The sequence below is a fragment of the Tahibacter soli genome (genome assembly GCF_025717065.2).
Lineage (GTDB): Bacteria > Pseudomonadota > Gammaproteobacteria > Xanthomonadales > Rhodanobacteraceae > Tahibacter > Tahibacter soli.
The window spans coordinates 128589-149170 of the sequence record NZ_JAOVZO020000018.1; the positions used below are offsets into that span (position 1 = coordinate 128589).

9 protein-coding genes are annotated in these 20582 nt (G+C 69.1%); 4 read left to right on the top strand and 5 right to left on the bottom strand.

Features of this window, described 5'->3' with window-relative positions:
• Nucleotides 1-19 precede the first annotated feature (19 nt).
• On the top strand, nt 20-991 hold the full coding sequence (locus OD750_RS14320) for a dimethyl sulfoxide reductase anchor subunit family protein (RefSeq protein WP_263542405.1): 972 nt from the start codon (nt 20-22) through the stop codon (nt 989-991).
• A 110-nt stretch (nt 992-1101) separates the two neighbouring features.
• Nucleotides 1102-1875 (top strand): DUF481 domain-containing protein, encoded by a 774-nt coding sequence (locus OD750_RS14325; RefSeq protein ID WP_263542406.1) that lies wholly within the window; start codon nt 1102-1104, stop codon nt 1873-1875.
• 232 nt (nt 1876-2107) lie between these two features.
• On the opposite strand, the gene hemC is transcribed toward OD750_RS14325, so the two are convergent.
• Genes hemC through OD750_RS14345 form a run of 4 tightly spaced genes read right to left on the bottom strand, consistent with a single transcriptional unit; the run spans nt 2108 to nt 5611 of the window.
• On the bottom strand, nt 2108-3019 hold the full coding sequence (gene hemC / locus OD750_RS14330) for a hydroxymethylbilane synthase (RefSeq protein ID WP_263542407.1): 912 nt from the start codon (nt 3017-3019) through the stop codon (nt 2108-2110).
• A gap of 46 nt (nt 3020-3065) precedes the next feature.
• The gene (locus OD750_RS14335) at nt 3066-3797 is read right to left on the bottom strand and encodes a LytR/AlgR family response regulator transcription factor (RefSeq protein WP_263542408.1); all 732 of its coding nucleotides are present in this window, start codon (nt 3795-3797) and stop codon (nt 3066-3068) included.
• Between the two features lie 18 nt (nt 3798-3815).
• A complete protein-coding gene (locus tag OD750_RS14340; protein ID WP_263542409.1) occupies nt 3816-4910 on the bottom strand; it encodes a sensor histidine kinase in 1095 nt (364 codons plus the stop codon).
• A gap of 35 nt (nt 4911-4945) precedes the next feature.
• Nucleotides 4946-5611, bottom strand: a complete 666-nt coding sequence (locus tag OD750_RS14345; protein WP_263542410.1) for an alpha/beta hydrolase — start codon at nt 5609-5611, stop codon at nt 4946-4948.
• Nucleotides 5612-5773: 162 nt separating this feature from the next.
• Here OD750_RS14345 and OD750_RS14350 point away from each other — a divergent pair, with 162 nt between their 5' ends.
• Nucleotides 5774-7312 carry a malectin domain-containing carbohydrate-binding protein gene (locus OD750_RS14350; protein WP_263542411.1) on the top strand — a complete coding sequence of 513 codons (1539 nt, stop codon included), beginning with the start codon at nt 5774-5776 and terminating at the stop codon, nt 7310-7312.
• A 133-nt stretch (nt 7313-7445) separates the two neighbouring features.
• The gene (locus OD750_RS14355) at nt 7446-9857 is read left to right on the top strand and encodes a S9 family peptidase (RefSeq protein WP_263542412.1); all 2412 of its coding nucleotides are present in this window, start codon (nt 7446-7448) and stop codon (nt 9855-9857) included.
• A gap of 52 nt (nt 9858-9909) precedes the next feature.
• On the opposite strand, the gene OD750_RS14360 is transcribed toward OD750_RS14355, so the two are convergent.
• The gene (locus tag OD750_RS14360) at nt 9910-20559 is read right to left on the bottom strand and encodes an RHS repeat-associated core domain-containing protein (protein ID WP_263542413.1); all 10650 of its coding nucleotides are present in this window, start codon (nt 20557-20559) and stop codon (nt 9910-9912) included.
• Nucleotides 20560-20582: the final 23 nt, after the last annotated feature.

A 20582-nucleotide genomic window follows, 5' to 3' on the forward strand; every position in this document is an offset into this window, starting at 1 on the left:
ACCGCCCGTCCAGCCTCGCATGCATCCAGCGCTATCGGTCATTTTCTTCACCACGCTGTCGGGCGCCGGCTACGGCCTGATGTTCCTCGCCGCCGTCGGCATCGCGCTCGGCAGCTGGCCTTCCGGCGTCGTCGATACGGTCGCGCCGATCTTCGTCGGCGCCATGCTCGCGGCGCTCGGGCTCGCGGCGTCGTTCGCGCACCTGGGCCGGCCCGAACGCGCCTGGCGCGCCTTCGGGCAGTGGCGCTCGTCGTGGCTGTCGCGCGAAGGCGTCGCATCGGCCGCGACGTTCGTGCCGGCGGCAATCGTCGTCGCGCTCGCGTTCGCGGCACCCGGCGGCGCCGCGCAGCGCATCGCCGCGGCGCTGCTCGCGATCGGCTGCGCCGTCACCGTTTTCTGCACCGCACGCATCTATTCGAGTCTGAAAACCGTGCGCGCATGGCACAACGCGTACGTCCTGCCGGCTTATCTGCTGTTCGCGTTCTACACGGGCGGCCTGTGGCTGTGGACGCTCGCCGCATGGGGCGCGATCGCCGCCGAGGACCCGTGGCAGCGCCTGGGCCTGCCCGCGTGGCTGCTCGGCGCGATCGTGCTCGCGGCGATGTCGCTCGCGCTGCTCAAGCTCGGCTACTGGCGCCACATCGATACCGCGAAGCCCGTCTCGACGCCCGAATCGGCGACCGGGCTCGGACGCTTCGGCCGCGTCGCGTCGTTCGAGCGCCCGCACACGGAAGAAAACTATATTACGAAAGAAATGGGATTTGTTCTTGCACGCAAGCACGCGTCGCCGCTGCGGGCGATCTCGCTGTTCGCCGGCCTCGGCGCGCCGCTGCTGCTGATGTTCGTACCGATGCTCCAACCCGGCAGAACACCGCCGTACGCAACGCTCGCACTCGTCGTCGCCAGCATCGGCGTGTTTGTAGAACGTTGGCTTTTTTTCGCCGAGGCGAAACACGTTGTGACACTTTATTACGGTTCCAGCCGCGGTTGATTCCGCGAGTTCACGCCAGATTCAAGCCCCCTCGGTAGGATGCGCCGGGCGCTGCGCGACGGCGTTCGTGTCCGCGCGTTCCGATTCCCAAAAATCAAAGGGGCAAACCCATGAAAAAGCTACTTGTTGCTTCTGCACTGCTCGCCGCGATGCCGTTTGGCGTTCACGCCGCCGACGACGGCGTATGGAAAGGTGCCGGCGAACTCGGCTTCGCCGCGTCGCGCGGCAACTCCAAGTCCGAGAACTTGAACGCCAAGTTGAACTTCTCGATGGAAGACGACACCTGGAAGGACAACTTCTATCTGACCGCGCTGCGCAGCAAGGGCGAGATCACCACCGCCGAGTTGCAGAACGGCCAGCTCGTCAACGTCAAGCGATACGACCTCACCTCGAACCGCTACGAAGCCGGCGCATCGCTCGGCTACAAGCTCGACGAACGCAGCTACATCGTCGGCGCGCTGCGCTATGAAGACGACGACTTCTCGCCGTTCGACTATCAGGCCGTGCTGTCGGTCGGCTACGGCTATACGGCGATCAAGAACGAGCGCACCGAACTGTCGTTCGAAGTCGGCCCCGGCTACAAGCAGTACAAGCCGCGCCCGACGCCGCCGGCGACGACCGCCGACAGCGAAAACGAAGTGGTCGGCCGCGGCCTGATCGGCTTCAAGTACCAGCTCACGGACACGACGCGCTTCGAAGACACGTTCCTGATCGAAGCGGGCGCCGACAACAAGTTCATGCAGAACGACGCGGGCCTGGTCGTCAGCATGAACAAGACGCTGGCGCTCAAGCTCGGCTACCAGGTGCGCCACAACAGCGACGTGGCGCCGGGCATCAAGAAGACCGATCAGCTGATGACGACGAATCTGGTGTACAACTTCTAAGAACATTGGTGTTCGTTCACGCCCGCCATGCATCGGCGGCAACGAAGACCTTGGCGTCACCCCCTCACCCAACCCTCTCCCCCAAGACGAGCTTGGGGGAGAGGGCTTGAGCGGCGCAGCGCTTGAACCCTCGGCTCCTTCTCCCCCAACCGCGTTGGGGGAGAAGGATGGGTTGAGGGGGCGATGTCTCAGACCGCGATAATATGCGGGCGATGGACTTCTTTCACTATTTTCAACGCCCCAACATCCCCCCCGCCCCCAGCGCCAGCAGCTTCTGCGCCACCACGCGCCCGAGATGCTCCGGATCGTTGACGATCCCGATCGCTTCGGCACGCAGCAGCCGGCCGCTGCCCGCGTCGCCGACGAGGCCGATCAGTTCGAGCCCCGCTTCCGTCTCGCGGCAGTAGCCCGCGATCGGCACGCTGCAGCTGCCGTGCAGGCTGCGATTCATCGCACGCTCGGCCGCCGTGCAGCGGTGCGTGTCGGCGTCGTCGAGCGCGCGTACGCGCTCGATCGTCGATACGTCGCCCGCGCGCACCTCGACGGCGATCGCGCCCTGCGCCACCGCCGGTATCCAGTCCGGCGCATCGAGCCGGCTGGCGATGCGTGCCGACAGGCCGAGCCGTTCGAGCCCCGCGCACGCGAGCACGATCGCCGCGTACTGCCCCTGGTCGAGCTTGGACAATCGCGTGCCGACGTTGCCGCGCAGATCGGCGAGCTCCAGATCGGGCCGCAGCGCGCGCAACTGCGCCTGCCGCCGCAGCGACGACGTGCCGACGCGAGCGCCTTGCGGTAATTGTCCCAAATGCGAATAGTCGTTGCTGACGAACGCGTCCGCGGCGTCGGCGCGTTCGAGCACGGCGCCGAGCGCGAAGCCCGGCTCCAGCTCCATCGGCACATCCTTGAGCGAGTGCACCGCGATGTCGGCGCGCCCTTCGAGCATCGCGACTTCGAGCTCCTTGAGGAACAGTCCCTTGCCGCCGATCTGCGACAGCGGCTGATCGAGTATTTGATCGCCGCGCGTCGTCATCGGCACGAGTTCGACGAAGAGGTCGGCGTGCGCGGCGCGCAGGCGCGCGGCGACGTGTTCGGCCTGCCACAAGGCGAGCGCGCTCTGGCGCGTGGCGATACGGATCGTTTTCATGGGCGGCGATTCTACTGCACGCATCGTCGCGCCCGCGTCAGGGGTTCTACAGCGTGCGCACCAGCTTGCGCAGGCCCGGCAGGTTGCGCCGGCTGACCTCGAGCTCGTCGGCGCAGCCCTCGATGCGCGCGAAAATGCGCCCGTCGGCGCCGCGCGTGAGACCCGACAGCCGTGCGCGCGCGACGAGACAGTTGCGATGGATGCGCACGAAGCGGTCGGCGAACTCGTCTTCGAGCCCTTTCAACGCGTCCTCGACCAGCACCTGGCCCTTCGTGTGGTGCACGACGACGTATTTGTCTTCGGCCTGCAGATACAGAATGTCCGAAACCGCGACCAGCACGAGATTGCCGCGCACGCGCGCGCAGATGTGCGTGCGCTGGCGCGACGAGCCCATGCTGACGGCGATCGCGTCGAGCTTGCTGCCGGCCATGCGCCGCGCGCGTTCGAGCGCCTGCTGCAGGCGTTCGAGCCGCACCGGCTTCATCAGATAGTCGACCGCGTGCGCCTCGAACGCCTTCAACGCGTATTCGTCGTAGGCGGTGCAGAACACGATCGCCGGCGCGTCGGCGCTGGCGCAGATCACGCGCGCGGCGTCGAGACCGTCCATCAGCGGCATGCGGATGTCGAGTATGCACACGTCGGGACGCAGGCGGTCGGCCTCGTGCACGGCGTGCTCGCCGTTGCCGACCGCGGCGGTCAGTTCGACGCCGGCCTCCGCGAGCAGGCTCGCCAGACGCTCGCGGGCCAGCGGTTCGTCGTCGGCGATCAATACGCGCATTGCGGGGTCCTCGTCGAGTCAGTCATAAGGCAAGCGCAAAGTGCAGACGAAAGCTTCGGTCTTTTCGTCGACGACGAGCGCGCCGCGGCTTTCGAAATGGTAGGCGATTCGGCCTCGGATGTTCGCCAGCGCGACGCCGTTGCCGCGCGGCGCGCGCCGGCTCGCGGCCGGCAGCGGATTTTCCACGACGATTTCGATCGCGCCGGGCACGCGCCGGCCGACGACGCGCACCGTGCCGCCGTCTTCGAGCGGCTGCACGCCGTGATACACCGCGTTTTCGACGAGCGGCTGCAGCAGGAGCGCCGGCAGCACCATGTCGCGCGGCAGTTCGTCGACGTCCCAGCGCACGGTCAGGCGCGCGCCGAGGCGCAGCTCTTCGATGCGCAGATACCCGCGCGCGAGATCGAGTTCCTCGCCGAGCGTATGCCGGCCGTCGCCCTTGGAAAGCGCGGCGCGAAACAGGTCGGCGAGATCTTCGACCGCGGTTTCGGCCTGCGCCGGCCGCGTGCGGATCAGGCTCGCGATCGTGTTCATGCTGTTGAACAGGAAGTGCGGCCGGATGCGCGCCTGCAGCGCCTGGTAGCGTGCGCGCGCCTCGGCCCGCACGCGTTCGCGCCACTGCTCCTGCACGTAGAAATAGCGCAGCACCGCGGCGGCGACCAGGGCGCAGATCACGCTGTTGCGCAGCACGAACCGCGCCATCGACTGCTCGGGGCCGGTGAATCCCAGGCTCAACGCGCGATCGAAACTAAACAGCAGCCAGCTCGCGAGCGCGGTCGTCGCGAGCATCAGCCCGTACGCGGCGAACTCGGCCATCCACGGCGCGAGCTTGAGCAACAACGGCCGCGACTTGCACAGGCACACGGTCCACAGCACCGCGAGCCACTGCACGGTGAGGCTCGCGACCCCGAGCTGCTGCCAGGTCGGCACCGACGCGTCGCTCGGCGCGAGCACGATCACGAGCGCGACGAGTTCGGCCACGACCATCAGCGCGAACAGCACCGGCCAGGTGCAGAAATCCGGCAGCCAGTGGTGCGCAAGGTCGGTGACGGCGTCCGCGTCGGCCGTTTCGGCCGGACGCGCGCCGCGCGGCGGTTCTTCGGTGGCGAACAAGACGCGCCTCCCCGGCGCCTTCGTGACGCCGTCGATTATGCCGTCATCCGCGCGCCCAGCCATTGCCGCAGGTCGGCGATTTCCTCCGCGCAGACCTGATGCGCCATCGGATAGCTGTGCCAGTCGATCGTGTAACCGAGCGTGCGCAGGTGATCGCGCGACGACGCGCCGAGCGGCTGCGGCACCACCGGATCGTGGCTGCCGTGGGCCATGAAGATCGGCAGCTTCGCGTTGGCGGCGTGCCGTTCGCCGGCCGTTTTCTCGGCGATAGGCAAGTACGTCGACAGCGCGACGATGCCGGCGAGCGCCTGCGCGTGGCGCACGCCGCCCGCGAGCGCGATCGCGCCGCCCTGCGAGAAACCGGCGACGAACACGCGCTCGGCCGGCACGCCGCGCTCGGCTTCGCGCGCGATCAGCGCGTCGAGCTGCGCCACCGATTCGCGCACGCCGGTTTCGTCTTGGCGCGAGGCGATGTCGGCGCCCTTGATGTCGTACCACGCGCGCATCGCCATGCCGTTGTTGATCGTCACCGGCCGCACCGGCGCATGCGGAAACACGAAGCGCAGCGAGGGCCATTCGCGCGCGACGAGTTCCGGCACGATCGGTTCGAAGTCGTGGCCGTCGGCGCCGAGGCCGTGCAGCCAGACGATGCTGTAGCGCGGCGCGGGGCCGGTTTCGCGTTCGACGCAGGGCAGGATCATCGAAAGGTTCCGTAGATGCACAGGCGCGCAGTGTAACGCCGGCCGCGGCGCATTCGAATGTCCTTGCGGACAGCTGTATTCGTTGTCTATTTGTGAACACCGTAGCGAACGGGAGCGGCGCGCGGTGCTACCGTCGCGCCGCAACCGCCGGAGAATCCCAAGATGTCGCCCCTGTCGCGTTCGATCGCCGCGCTCGTCGCGCTGGCCGCGTCCGCGCCGTCGCTCGCCGCGACGGCCGCCGATTTCCTCTATCGCAACAGCAATCCCGACGGCAGCGGCATGCCGTATCGCGTCTTCATTCCGCCGGGCTATTCGACGAGCCAGGTCTATCCGCTGATCCTGTTCCTGCACGGCGCCGGGGAGCGCGGCAACAACAACACCTCGCAGCTCAACAACAACGCGAACGGCGCGATGCAGCTCGTCAGCGACGCGAACCTCGCGATCCAGAAGGTGATCATGGTCGCGCCGCAGTGCCCGACGGCCGACTTCTGGGGCGGCGGTTCGACCAACACGCCGCTGCACGACATCTTGAACGACGTCTCGGCCGAGTTCCGCGTCGATCCCGACCGCATCATCGTCACGGGTCTTTCGATGGGCGGCTACGGCACGTGGGGCCTGACCGCGAGCAATCCGTCGCGCTTCGCCGCCGGCGTGCCGATGTCCGGCGGCGGCGACACGAACGCGGCCGGCTCGGTCGCCGCGCTGCCGTACTGGTTCTTTCACGCGGTCAACGACGGTACGGTCGGCGTGGACCAGTCGCGCGCGCTCGTCGGCGCGCTGCGCAACGCCGGCGCGAGCGTCATCTACACCGAATACGCGACCGGCGGCCACGGCATCTGGCCGGTCGCGTACAACAATCCGCTGTTGTTCCGCTGGATGATGGCCCAGCGCCGCGGCGCCCCGTCGGCGACGCAGCCGCCGATCCTGCGCATCGAACAGCCGACGAACGCGCCGGGCTATTCCACCGACCTCGCGCAGCTCGTGCTCGGCGGCAGCGTCGACAACGGCGGCCAGACCGTGACGAGCGTCGCGTGGGACCGCCTCGGCGGCACCGGCGGCGCGGCGAACGGCACGCTCGCCTGGACCACGCCGCCGATCGCGTTGAATTCCGGATCGAATCTTCTGCGCGTGACCGCGACGGGCACGAGCTACCACGCGGCGTACGGCGGCGCGACGACGATCGGCGATGCGCTGCGCGTGAACCGCATCGGCCCGCCGCCGGCGCCCGGCCAGCTGATGACCGCGGTGAACTCCGGCGGCGCCGACGTCAACGCGGCCGACGGCACCGTCTATCTTTCCGACATCGGCTTCGAAGGCGGCAGCACGCAGGTGTCGAACGCGGCGGTCGCGAACACGACCGACGACGCCTTGTACAACAACTGGCGTTGGGGAAATTTCTTCTATCGCACGCCGGTGTACAACGGCGCCTATGACGTCGACCTGCACTTCGCCGAGACGTACAACACCGCCGTCGGCCAGCGCAAGTTCTCGGTGCTGATCGAAGGCGTGCCGGTGCTCTCCGAGTTCGACATCGGCGCGACCGCCGGCTTCAACACGGCGCTGGTGCGGCGCTTCACGGTCGACGTGACCGACGGCGAGCTGACGATCGAGGTGCGCAACGGCAGCATCGGCAACGCGCGGCTCGACGCGCTGCGCATCTACCGCGGCGCCGATCAGTTGTTCAAGAACGGGTTCCAGTAAACGGCAAGCCGGCCCGAACCGGGTCGACTCGCACCCGGCCCGCACGAACGGCAACACCCATGCCGTTCGGCGCTGCCGCGCGCGGCGGCGCTGGCTTATATTCGGCGCCTTTGCCGTCCTGGAGACTCCAGCAATGCGCCTCCCCGTCGCCGTATCCACGGCTCTGATGTGCTTCGCCGCGCAATCCGCCGGCGCCGCGACCAGCCTCGACCAGATCATGAGCGATCCCGACTGGATCGGTGCGGCCGTCGAAACTCCGTATTGGTCGGTCGACGGCGGCGCGGTCTATTACAGCCTGAAGCGCCAGGGCTCGCCGGTGCGCGACCTGCATCGCGTCACGCTCGCCGACGGCAAGGACGCCGTACTCACGCCCGCCGAGATCGCCGACGCCGACGCGACCGGCGCCGTGTACGACCACGCGCGCAACCGCGCCGCGTTCGTGCGCAACGGCGACGTGTTCGTGCGCGACCTGACCAACGGCCGCCTGATCCAGGTCACGCGCACGACGCAGGACGAAGCGGCGCCGCAGTTCTCCGCCGACGACACGGCCGTGCAGTATCGCGTCGGCAACGACTGGTACAGCTACGACCTGCGCAGCGCGATCGCGGGACCGGTGGCCGTGCTCAAGGCCGAGAAGGATCCGAACGAGAAAAAACCCGGCGACTTCGAAGAACTGCAGCTGCGCCTGATCTCGACGGTCAAGCAGGACTACGACAACAAGCAGGCGCAGAAGGCGCGCGCCGAAGAACTGCGCAAGGCCGACCCGACGCGCGCGTCGACGCCGTACTACCTCGGCGACGACGTGCAGATCGCCGAAAGCGCGCTGTCGCCTTCGGGCCGCTGGCTGCTCGTCGTCACGACGCCCAAGAGCTTCGACGCCGGCCGCGTCGGCAAGATGCCGGTCTACGTGACGCTGTCGGGCTACGAGGAAGTGGAGGACGTGCGCACGCGCGTCGGCCGCGGCGCGCCGGTCGCGCACACGCTGTGGCGCGTCGACGTCGCCAGCCACGCTGCGACGAAGCTCGACTTCGCCGCCCTGCCCGGCATCAAGGACGATCCGCTCGCCGCCGTGCGCGCCGAGAACGAAAAGGCCGCGAAGAAGGAAGAGGCGAAGGCCGACGACAAGAAGGACAAGAAGTCCGCGAAGCAGGACGACAAGAAAACCGAGGCGAAGGACCGCGACGTGCAGGTCGGCGCGATCCAGTTCACCCGCGACGGCGCGACCGCCGCGCTGATGGTGCGCGCGAACGACAACAAGGACCGCTGGATCGCGACGCTCGCCGACGCCGACAAGGCGCCGCTCGAGTCGCGCCATCGCCTGACCGACCCCGCGTGGATCAACTGGAACTTCAACGAATTCGGCTGGCTGCCGGACAATCGCACGCTGTGGTACGTCTCCGAGGAATCCGGCTACGCGCACCTGTACACGCGCAAGGACGGCGACAAGCCGCTCAAGCTCACGAGCGGCAACGCCGAGTTCGCAAGCCCGGTCGTGTCGCCGGACGGCCACTGGTTCTACCTGCGCGCGAACGCCGAAGCGCCGTACGCGTACGACATCTATCGCGTGCCGGCGGCGGGCGGCAAGCTCGAGCGGCTGACGAACTACAAGGGCGCCGACGGCTTCGCGCTGTCGCGCGACGGCAGCAAGCTGCTCGTTGCGCATTCGGCGAGCTACGTGCCGCAGCAGATCAGCGTGGTCGACGCCGCGGGCGGCGCGCCGCGCGAACTCACCGACACGCGCACGAGCGAATTCAAGGCGATCGCGTGGCAGGCGCCGGAAATCGTGCCGGTGCCGTCGAGCCACGGCAAGACGCCGATCTGGGGCAAATTCTACAAACCGCAGAATGCGGCAAACGGCAAAAAGCCGATCGTGCTGTTCGTGCACGGCGCGGGCTACACGCAGAACACGCACCTGTCGTATCCGTACTACTTTCGCGAGCAGATGTTCCACAACCTCCTGACCGAGCGCGGCTATCTCGTGCTCGATCTCGACTACCGCGCGTCCGAAGGCTACGGCCGCGACTGGCGCACGGCGATCTATCGCCAGATGGGCCACCCGGAACTCGAAGACCTGATCGACGGCGTCAACTGGCTCGTCAAGGAACACGGCGGCGATCCGGCGCGCGTGGGCGTCTACGGCGGCTCCTACGGCGGCTTCATGACGCTGATGGCGCTGTTCCGCGCGCCCGAGACGTTCCATGCCGGTGCCGCGCTGCGGCCGGTGACCGACTGGACGCAGTACAACCACGAGTACACGTCGAACATTCTGAACACGCCGAAGGACGACGACATCGCGTACCGCAAGAGCTCGCCGATCGAATACGCCGACAAGCTCAAGGGTTCGCTGCTGATCGCGCACGGCATGATCGACGACAACGTGTTCTTCCAGGACTCGGTACGCCTGTTCCAGCGCCTGATCGAGCTGCACAAGGACAACGTCGAACTCGCGCCGTACCCGATGGAGCGCCACGGCTTCACGCACGCCTCGGCGTGGCGCGACGAGTACGCGCGCATCCTCAAGCTGTTCGAGACGACGTTGAAGTAGTCGTCGTCGCTTCAAGAAAAAACCCCGGCGCAAGCCGGGGTTTTTTCTTGCGTCAATCCGGGCTGGGGCCGTAGCGCCGCATCGGGTTGTAACGATCGATCAGCGTTTCCCACCAACGCTCGGGCGCGTTGAGCGTACCCATGCCGTCGACCGACTCGATGATGATCGTCACGCCGGGGCGGTACTCCGGATCGATCGTCTCGATGCTGCGATGCTCCTTGAGCAGCAGCCGGCGGACGTTTTCGAGCGCGGCGTCGACGTTGCGGCGGCGGTAGCGCGACGCATTGTCGCGTGCCAGCGCGCTGCCCTCCCAGATGTCGCCCAGCGCATGATCGATCGAGCGCGCGTTGGTCAGGTCCGGCGAGAGCAGTTCGAACGACTCGCGATCCTCAGGCCGGTAGCCCATGTCGAGCAGGCCCGGCCGCGTCCTGCTGCTGCCGATGCGTTCGATGCCGAGCATGTTCAGCTTGTGGATCAGCATCTGCATCGAGCGTTCCTTGAGCGCCGCGTCCTTGTCGCGGCCGAAGAATCCTCGCGAGAAGAAACCTTCGCGCGGCAGCTTGCCGTCCATGTAGGCGACTTCCGAGAGCTCGCCCGCCACCAGCGTCTGCAGCGCGCCGATCTGCTCCGCCGAAAGATTGCGTTTCTCGCCGAGCGCGCCGGCGAGCGTGCGCACGTACTGCAGATAGAGTTCGGGCTGGCGCTGGATCGTGTCCGGCGAATAGCCGGCCGTCAGGTGGCCGATGTTCGTCGTGAACATCCGCTGCTCGTGCGGATCGTGTTCGCCGCCGTGCAGTTCGGTCTTGCGATGCGCGAAGCTGTCGGCCAGCCGATGGATCAGCAGGCCGCTGGTCGTCAGGTCGCCGCCTGCCGACTTGAGCGCGTTGAGCGTCCTGCCCGTCTCGTGTTCGGCGATGCCGCCGTTGAGCCCGTGCAGCAACTCCTGAATCTCCTCGTTCGTCCGCCAGCGCTCCGGCGACGTCAGGTTGAAGCCCTTGGCCTTCACCACGTACATCGCGTCCAGCGCGGCCGCCTCGTCCGGCAGCTGCGAATAGAACGCGAGCTGCTGCGCGTCCGCGTCGGAATAGCCCATGCGCAACGCGACGTAGTACGTCGTGTAGTAGTGGCCCGCCTCGCCGTAGCGGCCGGTCGGATCGACGTAGACCGTCGGGTTCGCATGCGCGTACAGATACCGGTGCAGGCTCGGCGGCGTCATGTCGTTGCCGGCCTCGGGGTCCTCGGACATGAACCGCGCGACGGCCGGGTCGTAGTAGCGCGCCTTCGCGTAGTAAAGGCCGCTCTCGCCGTCCTTGTAGTAGCCGGTGAAGCCGATCGGCTGCTCGTCGGTCGACGGCAGCGCCGCATGCGCGCCTTCGCGGGCCGGCGCAATCGTCTGCCCGCTCGTGCCCTGCTGCGCGATCACTTCGCCCCATGCGTCGTAGCGCGTGCGCGCGTCGACCGCGCCGGCTTGCGTCAGCATCGCGATCGGCGTGCGCAGCGCGTCGAGCAGATAGTGCCGCTCGACCGGCGTCGAACCGGCCTGCGTGCGGCCGATGAGCTGGTTCGCGCTGTAGTGGTAGCGCACGAGCGTGGAGCCCGACGCGTTCGCCTCGGCGATCAGGCTGCCGAGGTCGTACTGGTAGCGCGTCGCCTGGGCCATGCCCTGCGACTTGGCGATGCGCAGGCCGTCGGCGTCGTAGTCGAACGCGAACGGCGTCGCGGCGCCTTCGTGCAGCGCGGTCATGCGGTCGCGCGCGTCGTACGTGTACGTGCGCGGCGCGCCGCCGTTGACGACCTGCGTCTTCAGGTTGCCGTTCGCATCGTACGTCTGCGCGACCGCAACGCCGGCGGTCGGATCGCTGCGCGACGTCAGGCGGTCGCGCGCGTCGTAGACGAGCGTCGAATCGCCGATCGTCGTGCCGTTCGCGGCGACGCGTTCGCGCACGCGATTGCCGACCGGATCGAGCGTATAGGTCGTCGCGCGCGCGGGTTCCGTCACCGTTTCAAGACGATCGTCGGCGTCGTAGCCGTAGGCCGTCACGATCTCGATGCCGCCGGTCGCCGCGCCGTTCGTTTCCTTCTGCTCGACACGGTTGCCGTTGAAATCGTAGCGGTACGCGCTCGTCGCGAGCGTCGCGCCGGCCTTCGCGTGCGCGACGCGCGAGATGCGGCCGGCCGGATCGTAGTCGGTGTCGCTCGTCGTGCCGTCGGGCCGCGTGACGACGTCGATCAGGCCGACCTTCGTGTGCGTCTGCGTCGTCGTGCCCTGGCCCGGCACCGTCACCGCGTCGTTGTGATTGAGCGCGTCGTACGTCCACACGGTTTCGCGGCCGTCGCGGTCGACGAGATGCGTGCGGTTGCCGACCGCGTCGTAGCGATAGCCGAGCGTGCCGCCGTGCACGTCGACGATGTGCTCGAGCCGCTCGAAATCGTCGTAGCGCCGCGTCTGCGTGCGCGCGGCGCCCCCGACGAACTCCTCCGTCACCGCAACGATGTTGCCGTTGCCGTCGTAGCCGCGCGACGTCTTGCCGACCTCGCCCGTCGCCGCGCCGGCATAGGTCGTGTCGATCGCGCGATCGAGCGCGTCGTACGTCGCGTCGATCGCGACGCCGTTCGGCGTCGTCGTGCGCGTGCGGTTGCCGTCGGCATCGTACGTCCAGGCGTACGCGTCGCCGCCTTCGTAGGTCTTGCCCGCGAGACGGTTGCGCGCGTCGTAGGCGAACGTCGTCTCGTGCGCGTTCGCGTCGAGGATCGACGTGCGGTTGTCGGCCGCGTCGTAGCCGAACCTCGTGACGTGATGCAGCGGCGACTCTACGGTTTCGAGGCGCCCTCCCGCATCGTAGCCGTACAGCCATTCGCCGCGCCGTTCGGGCTTGAGCGTCGCGATGCGCTGGCCGCTGCCGTTGTAGCGGTGCGTCGTCGTTTCGCCGGCGAGCGTCTGCGTTTCGAGATGACGCCGCTTCGTATACGTGTGGCTCGTCGTGCGGCCGTCGGCATCGGTCGTCTCGGCAACGTCGCCCTCGGGTTCGTACGTCCATGTGGACACCGCGCCGAGCGGACGCGCCTCGCGCAGCTTGCGGTTCGCGCGATCGTAGGTCGTCGCCGTTTCGCGGCCGAGCGCATCTCGCAGCAGCGATACGTTGCCTTCCTCGTCGAGCGTCAGCGTTTCGAGGACCAGGCCGTCGCGCGCGCGGCCGACCACGCGGTTTTCCCGGTCGTACGCGGTGACCGCGAGTATGCCGCGCCGGTCGGTATGCGTCAGCGCGTTGCCGAGCGCGTCGTACGTCCACGTCTGCTCGAACCGGCGGCCTTGCGCGTCGGCCGGATCGGTCTGGCCGACGCGCAGGTTCAGCGCGTTGAACGAGTAGTCCGTCACGTGGCCGCGGCCGTTGCTCGTCGCGACGATATTGCCGGCGTCGTCGTAGCCGGTCGTTTCGACCGCCGTCACGCCGTCGACTTCCGGATGGCGCGTTTCGACGCGGCGTCCGAGCGTGTCGTAGACGGTCGCCGTCGCGTGATTGCGTGCGTCGGTCTGCAGTTCGACATCGCCGTGCACGTTGTACGCGTAGCGCGTCGTGCGCGGCCCCGGGCCGGGCAGCGTCTTCGTTTCGACGCGATGCAGATCGTCGTACGTCGAGATCGTGGTGCGATTGTCGGCGTCGGTCAGCGCCTCGACGAGGCCGTCGGCATCGAGCTTGCGCTTCTCGACGAGACCGTCGGCATCGTCGGTGCGCTCGAGCCGGTCGAGCGCGTCGTGGGTATACGTCAGCACGCGTCCGTTCGCGCGGCTTTCCTCGACCTTGTTGCCGTTGAGATCGTAGCGGTACGTCGTGCGCTGGCCGATTTCCGGACCCGATTCCTCGACGACGTTGTCGCGCGCATCGTAGACCTTGCGCACCGTGTGGCCGCGCGCGTTCGTCATCTCGACGGCGTTGCCGTTCGCATCGTAGACGGTCGTGCGCGTGCGCCCTTCGGCGTCGGTCGTCGCGACGAGGCGATTCGCCGCGTCGTAGCCGAACGTGCGGCGCTGCGCGCCCGAGCCGCCCGGATTCTCGCGCACTTCTTCCACTTTGTTGTCGGCGCCGTCGTAGGCGAACGTCGCGACGCGGCCGAGCGGCGCGGCCTCGACTTTCAGGCGATCGCGATCGTCGAACGTGCGCGTCGTTTCGCGCAGGAGCGCATCGACGCTCGCGATCGCGTTGCCGTTGCCGTCGTAGCGCGTCGTTTCCTCGACGAAGCGCCCGCCGGCCGCCCCGGCGAGCCAGCGGCGCACCGTCGTGCGGCGGTATTGCGCGTCGTCGTAGCGATATTCGGCAATGCGCTCGCCGACCGTTTCGCGCACGACGTGGCCGAGCGCGTCGACGTCGTACAGCGTCGTGCGGTTTTCGGGCTCGAACTTCTTGCGCAGGCGGTTTGCCGCATCGTACTCCATGCGCACGACATGGCCGCCGCGGTCGGTCTCGCTTTCGAGATTGCCGTTCGCGTCGTAGCGCAGGCTGCGCGTGCCGGCCTCGACGACCTCGTCGTAGACCCGGCCCATCGGATCGAACGTCGTGCGCGTCGTCTTGCCGCGCGCGTTGAAGAACGTGCGCTCGCGGCGCACGTCGTCGTAGACCGTCGTCTCGACGGCGAGGCCTGCCGCGGTCGCCGGATGGCTCGTCCGGATCGTTCGGTCGCGCGCGTCGTACGCATAGGTCGTTACGCCGCCGTTCGAGCTCGTTTCCGCGGTCTTGCGTCCGCGCGCGTCGTATTCGGTCTTGACCACGTGGGCGAGCGGGTCTTCGGTTTCCGTGACATGACCGTAGCGGTCGTAGCGGAACTTCCACACGTTCGTGCGGCCGTCGGTGCGCGACGTGCGATCGCCGTTGTCGTCGTACGCGTCGGTCTGCGTCACGCCGCCGCGCGCCGTCGTCGTGAGATTGCCGCGGCGGTCGTACCCGTAGTCGGTGACGATCTGCCGTGCGTCCGTAAACCTGTCCACGCGGTTCCTGATGTACGGCGCGTCGAACTCGGCCGGATCGACGTAGGTCCAGCCGCGCGTGCGCGTGCCGCTCGCGTGGCGGATTTCTTCCGTCGTCCTGTTGCCGTGAACGTCGTACGTGTAGTGCACTTCGGTCGCCAGCGCGTCGACGATCTTTTTCGGCTGCAGCGCGACGAGATCCCACTGTGTCGTCGTCGTGCCGGCCGGATCCACGATCGTCTCGGCCGCGCCGTAGCCGTTCAGGCTGAACGTCGACACCGCGTCGCGCGGATCGGTCACCGTGGTTCGGACCGGCCCGGCGCCGCGCAGGCCGTCGTACGCGAAACGCGTCGTGCCGCCGTCGAGCTCGCGCACGGAAATCGCGCGCTGTTCCGGTGCGTAGTAGAACGCGTTGCCGTTCGGCACGACCGACAGGTACTGGTCGTAGTCGTAGCGCCGTTCGTCGTTCGACGACGCATCGCGCGAGCCGGTCAGGCGATAGCCGAAATAGGTATACGTCAGTTCGCCGTCGGGCTGCGTGACGATGCGGCCGCCGAAGTCGCGATAGGTGTAGGCGCTGACGCGCTCGCCCTTGCCGCTGGCGTCGCTGCGTACGGCCTTGGAGAGATTGCCGTTCGCGTCGTACTCGTAGCGCACGACCAGGCCGTCGGGGCCGCGCGCCGCGTCGACGAGCGTGAGCGTTTCGCGCAGCGTGGTGCCGGCGATGCGTCGTTCGGCGACGACGGTCTTGTACGCAAGATCGATCTGCCGGCCCGCCGCATCGGCGATGCGCGTGACGCGCGGCGCGACGATGTCGAACTGCCACGTGTAGGAAACGCGGTTGCCGTTGACGTCCTCGATGTACGCGAGCCGCGCGCCCGGCACGCCCGCGCCGCCGAAATGGTAGCGAGTGCCGTCCTTCGTGTAGAAGTCGTATTCGAGGCCGCGCTGCACGAGCGTGCCGTGATAGCCGTGCAGCGCCTCGAAGCGCGTCGCCCCGTCGGGGCCGACGATCGCCCGGAAGCGCTGGCCCTGCCCCGCGCTGCCCGTCACGATGCGCTCGTTGCAGCCCGTCGCGATCACCTGGTTGTCGAGATCGGCCGACCAGCCGCGGCCGAAGGCGCCGGGCTCTTCGCCGCCCTGGTGGCTCGCGTACGTGCGCACGATGCGCAGACCGGGACCGCGTCCGCCGAGCACGATGTCCTGTTCCGACAGCGACGCGTTGCCGCTGAACGTATCGACGCCCTTGACCAGACTGTGCGCGAGCGGCAGCGCATCGCGCCGCACGAGGCGCGAGGACGCGTTGCCGGCGTATTCCTCGACCGTACCGTCGGCAGCGACCGCCTTGAGCCGGTACTGGTATTCGCCCGGCGGCAGGTGCGCGGTGTCGAGCAGGATCTCGTGGAGGCCCTCGTCGCGCGCCTCGTCGCGGATCGGCTGCCACATCGCGGTGCCGGCCGGATCGCCGTTTTCCTGCAGCCGGCGGAACTCGAGCGACACGGTCGCCGCGCGGGCGAGCAGAAAACCGAGGCGCTCGCCGATGCCGCACGACCAGCCGGTCGGCACGTCGATCTCGGTGCGCAGCGGAATCGAGGTCGGGTAGTAGCCCTGCACGATGCGCACGAGGTCGAGCGGATCGTTGACGTCGCTCGGCAGGCGGCCGTAGCCCGCGATGATGTTCTGGCCGAACCGGATCGGCGTTTCTTGCGACTGCATGCGAAACGGCGTGCCGTCGTTGAGCACCGTGCGCGCGGCGTATTCGGCCTCGTTGTCGATGCCCATGCCGCGCAGATAGGTGCAGAAGAAGTTGCCGTCCGCGGAAATCTGACCGCACTCGTCGAGCACTTCGCCGTTCTTGAGCAGCTCGATGCGCAGCGGCGCGGCGACGTATTCGAGCGGCGCGAAACCCGCGCCGAGCCGGAGGTTGGCGTCGGTCGTCGAGAACGGCGTGAGGCCGATGTTGTCCGGCGCGACCGTCGGCGGCTTCGGGTCGACGACCCAGGCGGTGGTATGGCCGTACATCGAACGGCGCCGGCCTTCGATGTCCGCGAGCACGTAGAAGCGGCCGTCGATCTCGCCCGGGTCCGGCCCGGCGACGATATCGAACGAATACGCGCCCGGCGTCGACAACGGGCGCGCGTTCGTCCCGGTGCCGTTGCCGAACCAGAATTCGAGCTGGCCGCCCGACACCGGGAGCCAGTCCGGCGTCACCTGCCCGAACGTCCGCGGCATGCGCATGTAGTACGCATTGACCTGCTTGGCGACCGGAATCGGCTGGTTCGGCCGCGCCGCCTCGAGCACGGTCGTCGGCCAGGCGGTCGGCCCGAGGCGGTGGCCCCAGGTCGATGTCGCGACCATGAAGATCAACAGATCGTCGTTGCAGATCTCGAACGCCGGGTCGGTATGCAGCCGCAGCGAGCCCGCCGCGCCGCCGGAGGCGCCCTGCAGTGTGACGGTCGCCGGCGCCGTCGCCGGCGGCACGAGGAAGAACGGCGCGCCGCCCGGGCGCGACACGACGTCGATCGACGTCGACGCGCAGGGCGCGCCGGTCAGATGGATCGCATCGGCGGGACATTGTTGCGGTTTGAACAAACTCGCTCCCGTCGGCGAACCGACGCCGAGCCCGCACGGACCCGGCGCGATCGACGTCGCCGTCGTCAGTCGGATCGCCCGGTTCGCGATCGCGTTGCCGAAGCGGTCGCGCACCTCGGCGAGGCCGGGCCGATAGCCGATGTTCGGCGTCAGCGACCGCTCGCCGTCTTCCAGATAGGTGAAGCGCACGTCCTGCGCCGCGGCCGGCAGTATCCATGCCCGATACGCCTCGCCCGACGCGAGCACGCCGCGCCGCGCGCGGGCGCGCACCTCGACCAGCGCGGAACCCTGCCACTGCGGAAATTCGTCGCCCGGCGTCAGCATGTAGCGGCCCGCCGCGCCCTGCGACTGCGCGAGCTTGAGCCGCACGGACGCGACGCCCTTGCCGTCCGTCCTGGCCGCGATCTCGTCGACCTCGACGTCGTTCTCGCCGACGAACTTCGATCCGCTCGCGGCGACGTGGAACACGACCTCGGCACCGCGCACCGGCCGGCCGTTCTCGTCGGCGACGATCGCGCGCAGCGCCTTGGGCAGCAGCGTGTCGGCTTCGCCTTCCTGGTCCTGCGCGTCGCGGTCGATCGACAGGATCGCGCCGGCGAACGGATCGTCGTTCGGCGGTTCGCCGTACGCGTTGCCGAGAATGTCCACGAGTTCCTGCAGATACCACAGCGCCGGCGGCATCGCGGTCGCGCCGCCGGCGAGGCCGCCCGCGATGAACCAGCCCGATTCGCCGGTCGCGAGCGCGCGCACGCGCCACGCCGCGCCGCGCCACGACTGGACCGCGACCGGATCGCGCGGCACGTCGACGACGTAGCCGCGCGCGAGCCACGCGGCGATCGCGTCCTTCACCTCGGCCGGCTGGTTCAGTCCCGCGACACCGGTGGCGCCGGTCAGCTGCAGAACCGGAACGTTCTGGCCGGCCGCGAGCGCGAGCGCCTTGTCGGCCGACACGCTGTCGACGGCCCACTGCTGTTCGAACACGCGATGCTCGAGCGACGAGCCGTGCAGCGCGGAAAGCTCGGTGAAGTCGGCCTCGGCGCGGTTGTCCGCGACGCCGGCGAACGCCTCGGCCGGACGCAGCGACGCGTCGAGCGACACGCCGTCCCACGGCATCGCGTCGATCACGCCGCCGACGCGCGCGATCGCGTAGCGGTTGATCACGAGCGCGGCCGACGGAAACGGCCGCACGACGCCGACGCCGGCGAGCCGCGCGAGTTCCGCGTCGGCCGCGTCCCACGCCGCGAGATAGCGCGCACCGACATTCGCGAGCAGGCGCGCGGCCGGGTTTTCGCTGTCGCCCGGCAGAACCGCGCCGTCGGCTTCGAGCGCCGGGCCGTCGGCATGCACGTCGAAGACGAGCGCGGCGAGGCCGCCGGCGGTCAGGTCCTGCGCGAACGACGTCGCGCCGCCCGGCCCCGCGATCGTCACTTCCACCCGATGACGCGAACCGGTTTCGAGCGTGCCGCCGCCGGTGCGCGCGTTGCGGCCGGCGATGTTCAGCACCGGTCTTACCGCGACGAGCGACGGCGGTGCGTTGCCGAGGCCGCCGTAGCGGTCGGCGAGGTTGCCGTCTTCGATCGACGCCGGCTCGTACGCGAGCGTGACGCGGCGGTCGACGAGGTCGACGAGCGGCAGCGTCGCATCGAGCGCGGCGGCGCCGTCGGCGTCGCGCACGACGACCTGCACGCGCTGGCGCAGGCGATCGGGCAGTTCGGAATATTCGCCGACGATCGCGAGCGCGGTCGCCGGCAGGCTGGCCGGCACGAGGCCGAGCGGCGGCGCGTCGAGCGCGTGCAGCGCGAGCTGGTCGTCGTACGCGAGCGGCGGCGACGCCTGCGCCAGCGCGTGCGTCACGCGTTCGCGCAACGCGTCGAGCGGCGCGGCCGGCTGCGGCGCGCGCACGTACTCGTCGGCGAACGCGCGCGCGGCGATGTTCGCCGCGGCGAGTGCGCCGCGTGCCGGCACGAACCGGTACGGCTTGAGCGCGGGTGCGAGCGGCACCCACGTTTCGCCGTCGCGGTCGGCGCTCGTGCCGCGATAGTTCGACAGCGGCAGCTGTGCGGTGACGAAGACGTGCTCGATCGCGTACGCGGCGATGCGACCGCCGCGCGCGACCGGCCGGTTCGCGACGCCGGCCGCCGAGAGCGCCTGGCCGACCTTGTCGGCGCGCACGGCGAGCGACGCGGCGAGGTCGGCGACCGGTACTTCGACGACGCCCTCGACGTAGCGCGCCGGCGCGCGCGACGCGCGCAGCAGCGCGACGAGCAGGCTCGCCTGGTCGACGTCGTTGCCCGACAGGCTGCGCAAAGTACCGATTGCGCCTTTTTGCGCACCGGCGTACCACTGCGTGCGCACTTCGCCGCGCACGAAGTCGACGATGCGCGCGTAGTCGCGGCCGAGGCTTTCGGCCTTCGCGAGAATCTCGGGCGACAGCGGCGCGTCGGGCGTCGCGGCGTAGTCGGCCGCGACCGGTTCGATCTCCTGCGCGGCGTTCGCGTACGCCGGCACCACGACCGGCGCGGCCGCCGGTTCGCGCGTCGGCAGGCGCGGGCGATGCACCGGCAGATTCGCGCCGTGGATCGGCGCGCGGTTCTCGTCGGCGTTCGCGGCGGCAAGATCCGCCAGTTCGGCCAGCGCCGCGTGCGGCACTGCCGTGCGCGCGTCGCCGGCGGCGAGCGCCTGTCCGGCCGACGCCGCCGCGGTCGCGACGCGCGCGAGCTGCGCGACGATCGCCGCACGCTGCTGCGGCCAGCGCGACGGCGCGCCGCCACGTTCGGCGAACAGCCGATCGATCGCGCCGAGCCGCGCCTCGACGAGCAGTCGATGCGCGTCGAGCGACGCCAGCGCGGACGCGAGCGCGGCGCGTCCGGCGCCGCTCGCGCGTGCCGCGTCGATCGCGCGGCCGACGTCGGCCAGCGCGCGCGCATAGCCGGCGAGCGCGCCGCGATCGGCGCCGGCGAGCGCCGACTTCGCCGGCGACGCCTGCGCCAGCGCCTGCGCGACCGCGGCGCGCGCATCCTGCCCGGCCAGGAGCGCCGCGACGGCGCGTTGCGACGCGCTCGCCGGTGCCGTGCCGTTCGCCGCGACGGCGCAGGTGGCGCCCGCGGCGGCGACGGCCAGCGCGCAGGAACGAACGAAATTGCGCAGCATCGTTTTTCTTCTTTGCAAAAGTG

Coding starts and splice junctions, on each gene's coding strand:
- OD750_RS14320 (WP_263542405.1), top strand. CDS start 20: ATGCATCCAGCGCTATCGGTCATTTTCTTCACCACGCTGTCGGGCGCC.
- OD750_RS14350 (WP_263542411.1), top strand. CDS start 5,774: ATGTCGCCCCTGTCGCGTTCGATCGCCGCGCTCGTCGCGCTGGCCGCG.
- hemC (WP_263542407.1), bottom strand. CDS start 3,019: ATGAAAACGATCCGTATCGCCACGCGCCAGAGCGCGCTCGCCTTGTGG.
- OD750_RS14335 (WP_263542408.1), bottom strand. CDS start 3,797: ATGCGCGTATTGATCGCCGACGACGAACCGCTGGCCCGCGAGCGTCTG.
- OD750_RS14360 (WP_263542413.1), bottom strand. CDS start 20,559: ATGCTGCGCAATTTCGTTCGTTCCTGCGCGCTGGCCGTCGCCGCCGCG.
- OD750_RS14325 (WP_263542406.1), top strand. CDS start 1,102: ATGAAAAAGCTACTTGTTGCTTCTGCACTGCTCGCCGCGATGCCGTTT.
- OD750_RS14355 (WP_263542412.1), top strand. CDS start 7,446: ATGCGCCTCCCCGTCGCCGTATCCACGGCTCTGATGTGCTTCGCCGCG.
- OD750_RS14345 (WP_263542410.1), bottom strand. CDS start 5,611: ATGATCCTGCCCTGCGTCGAACGCGAAACCGGCCCCGCGCCGCGCTAC.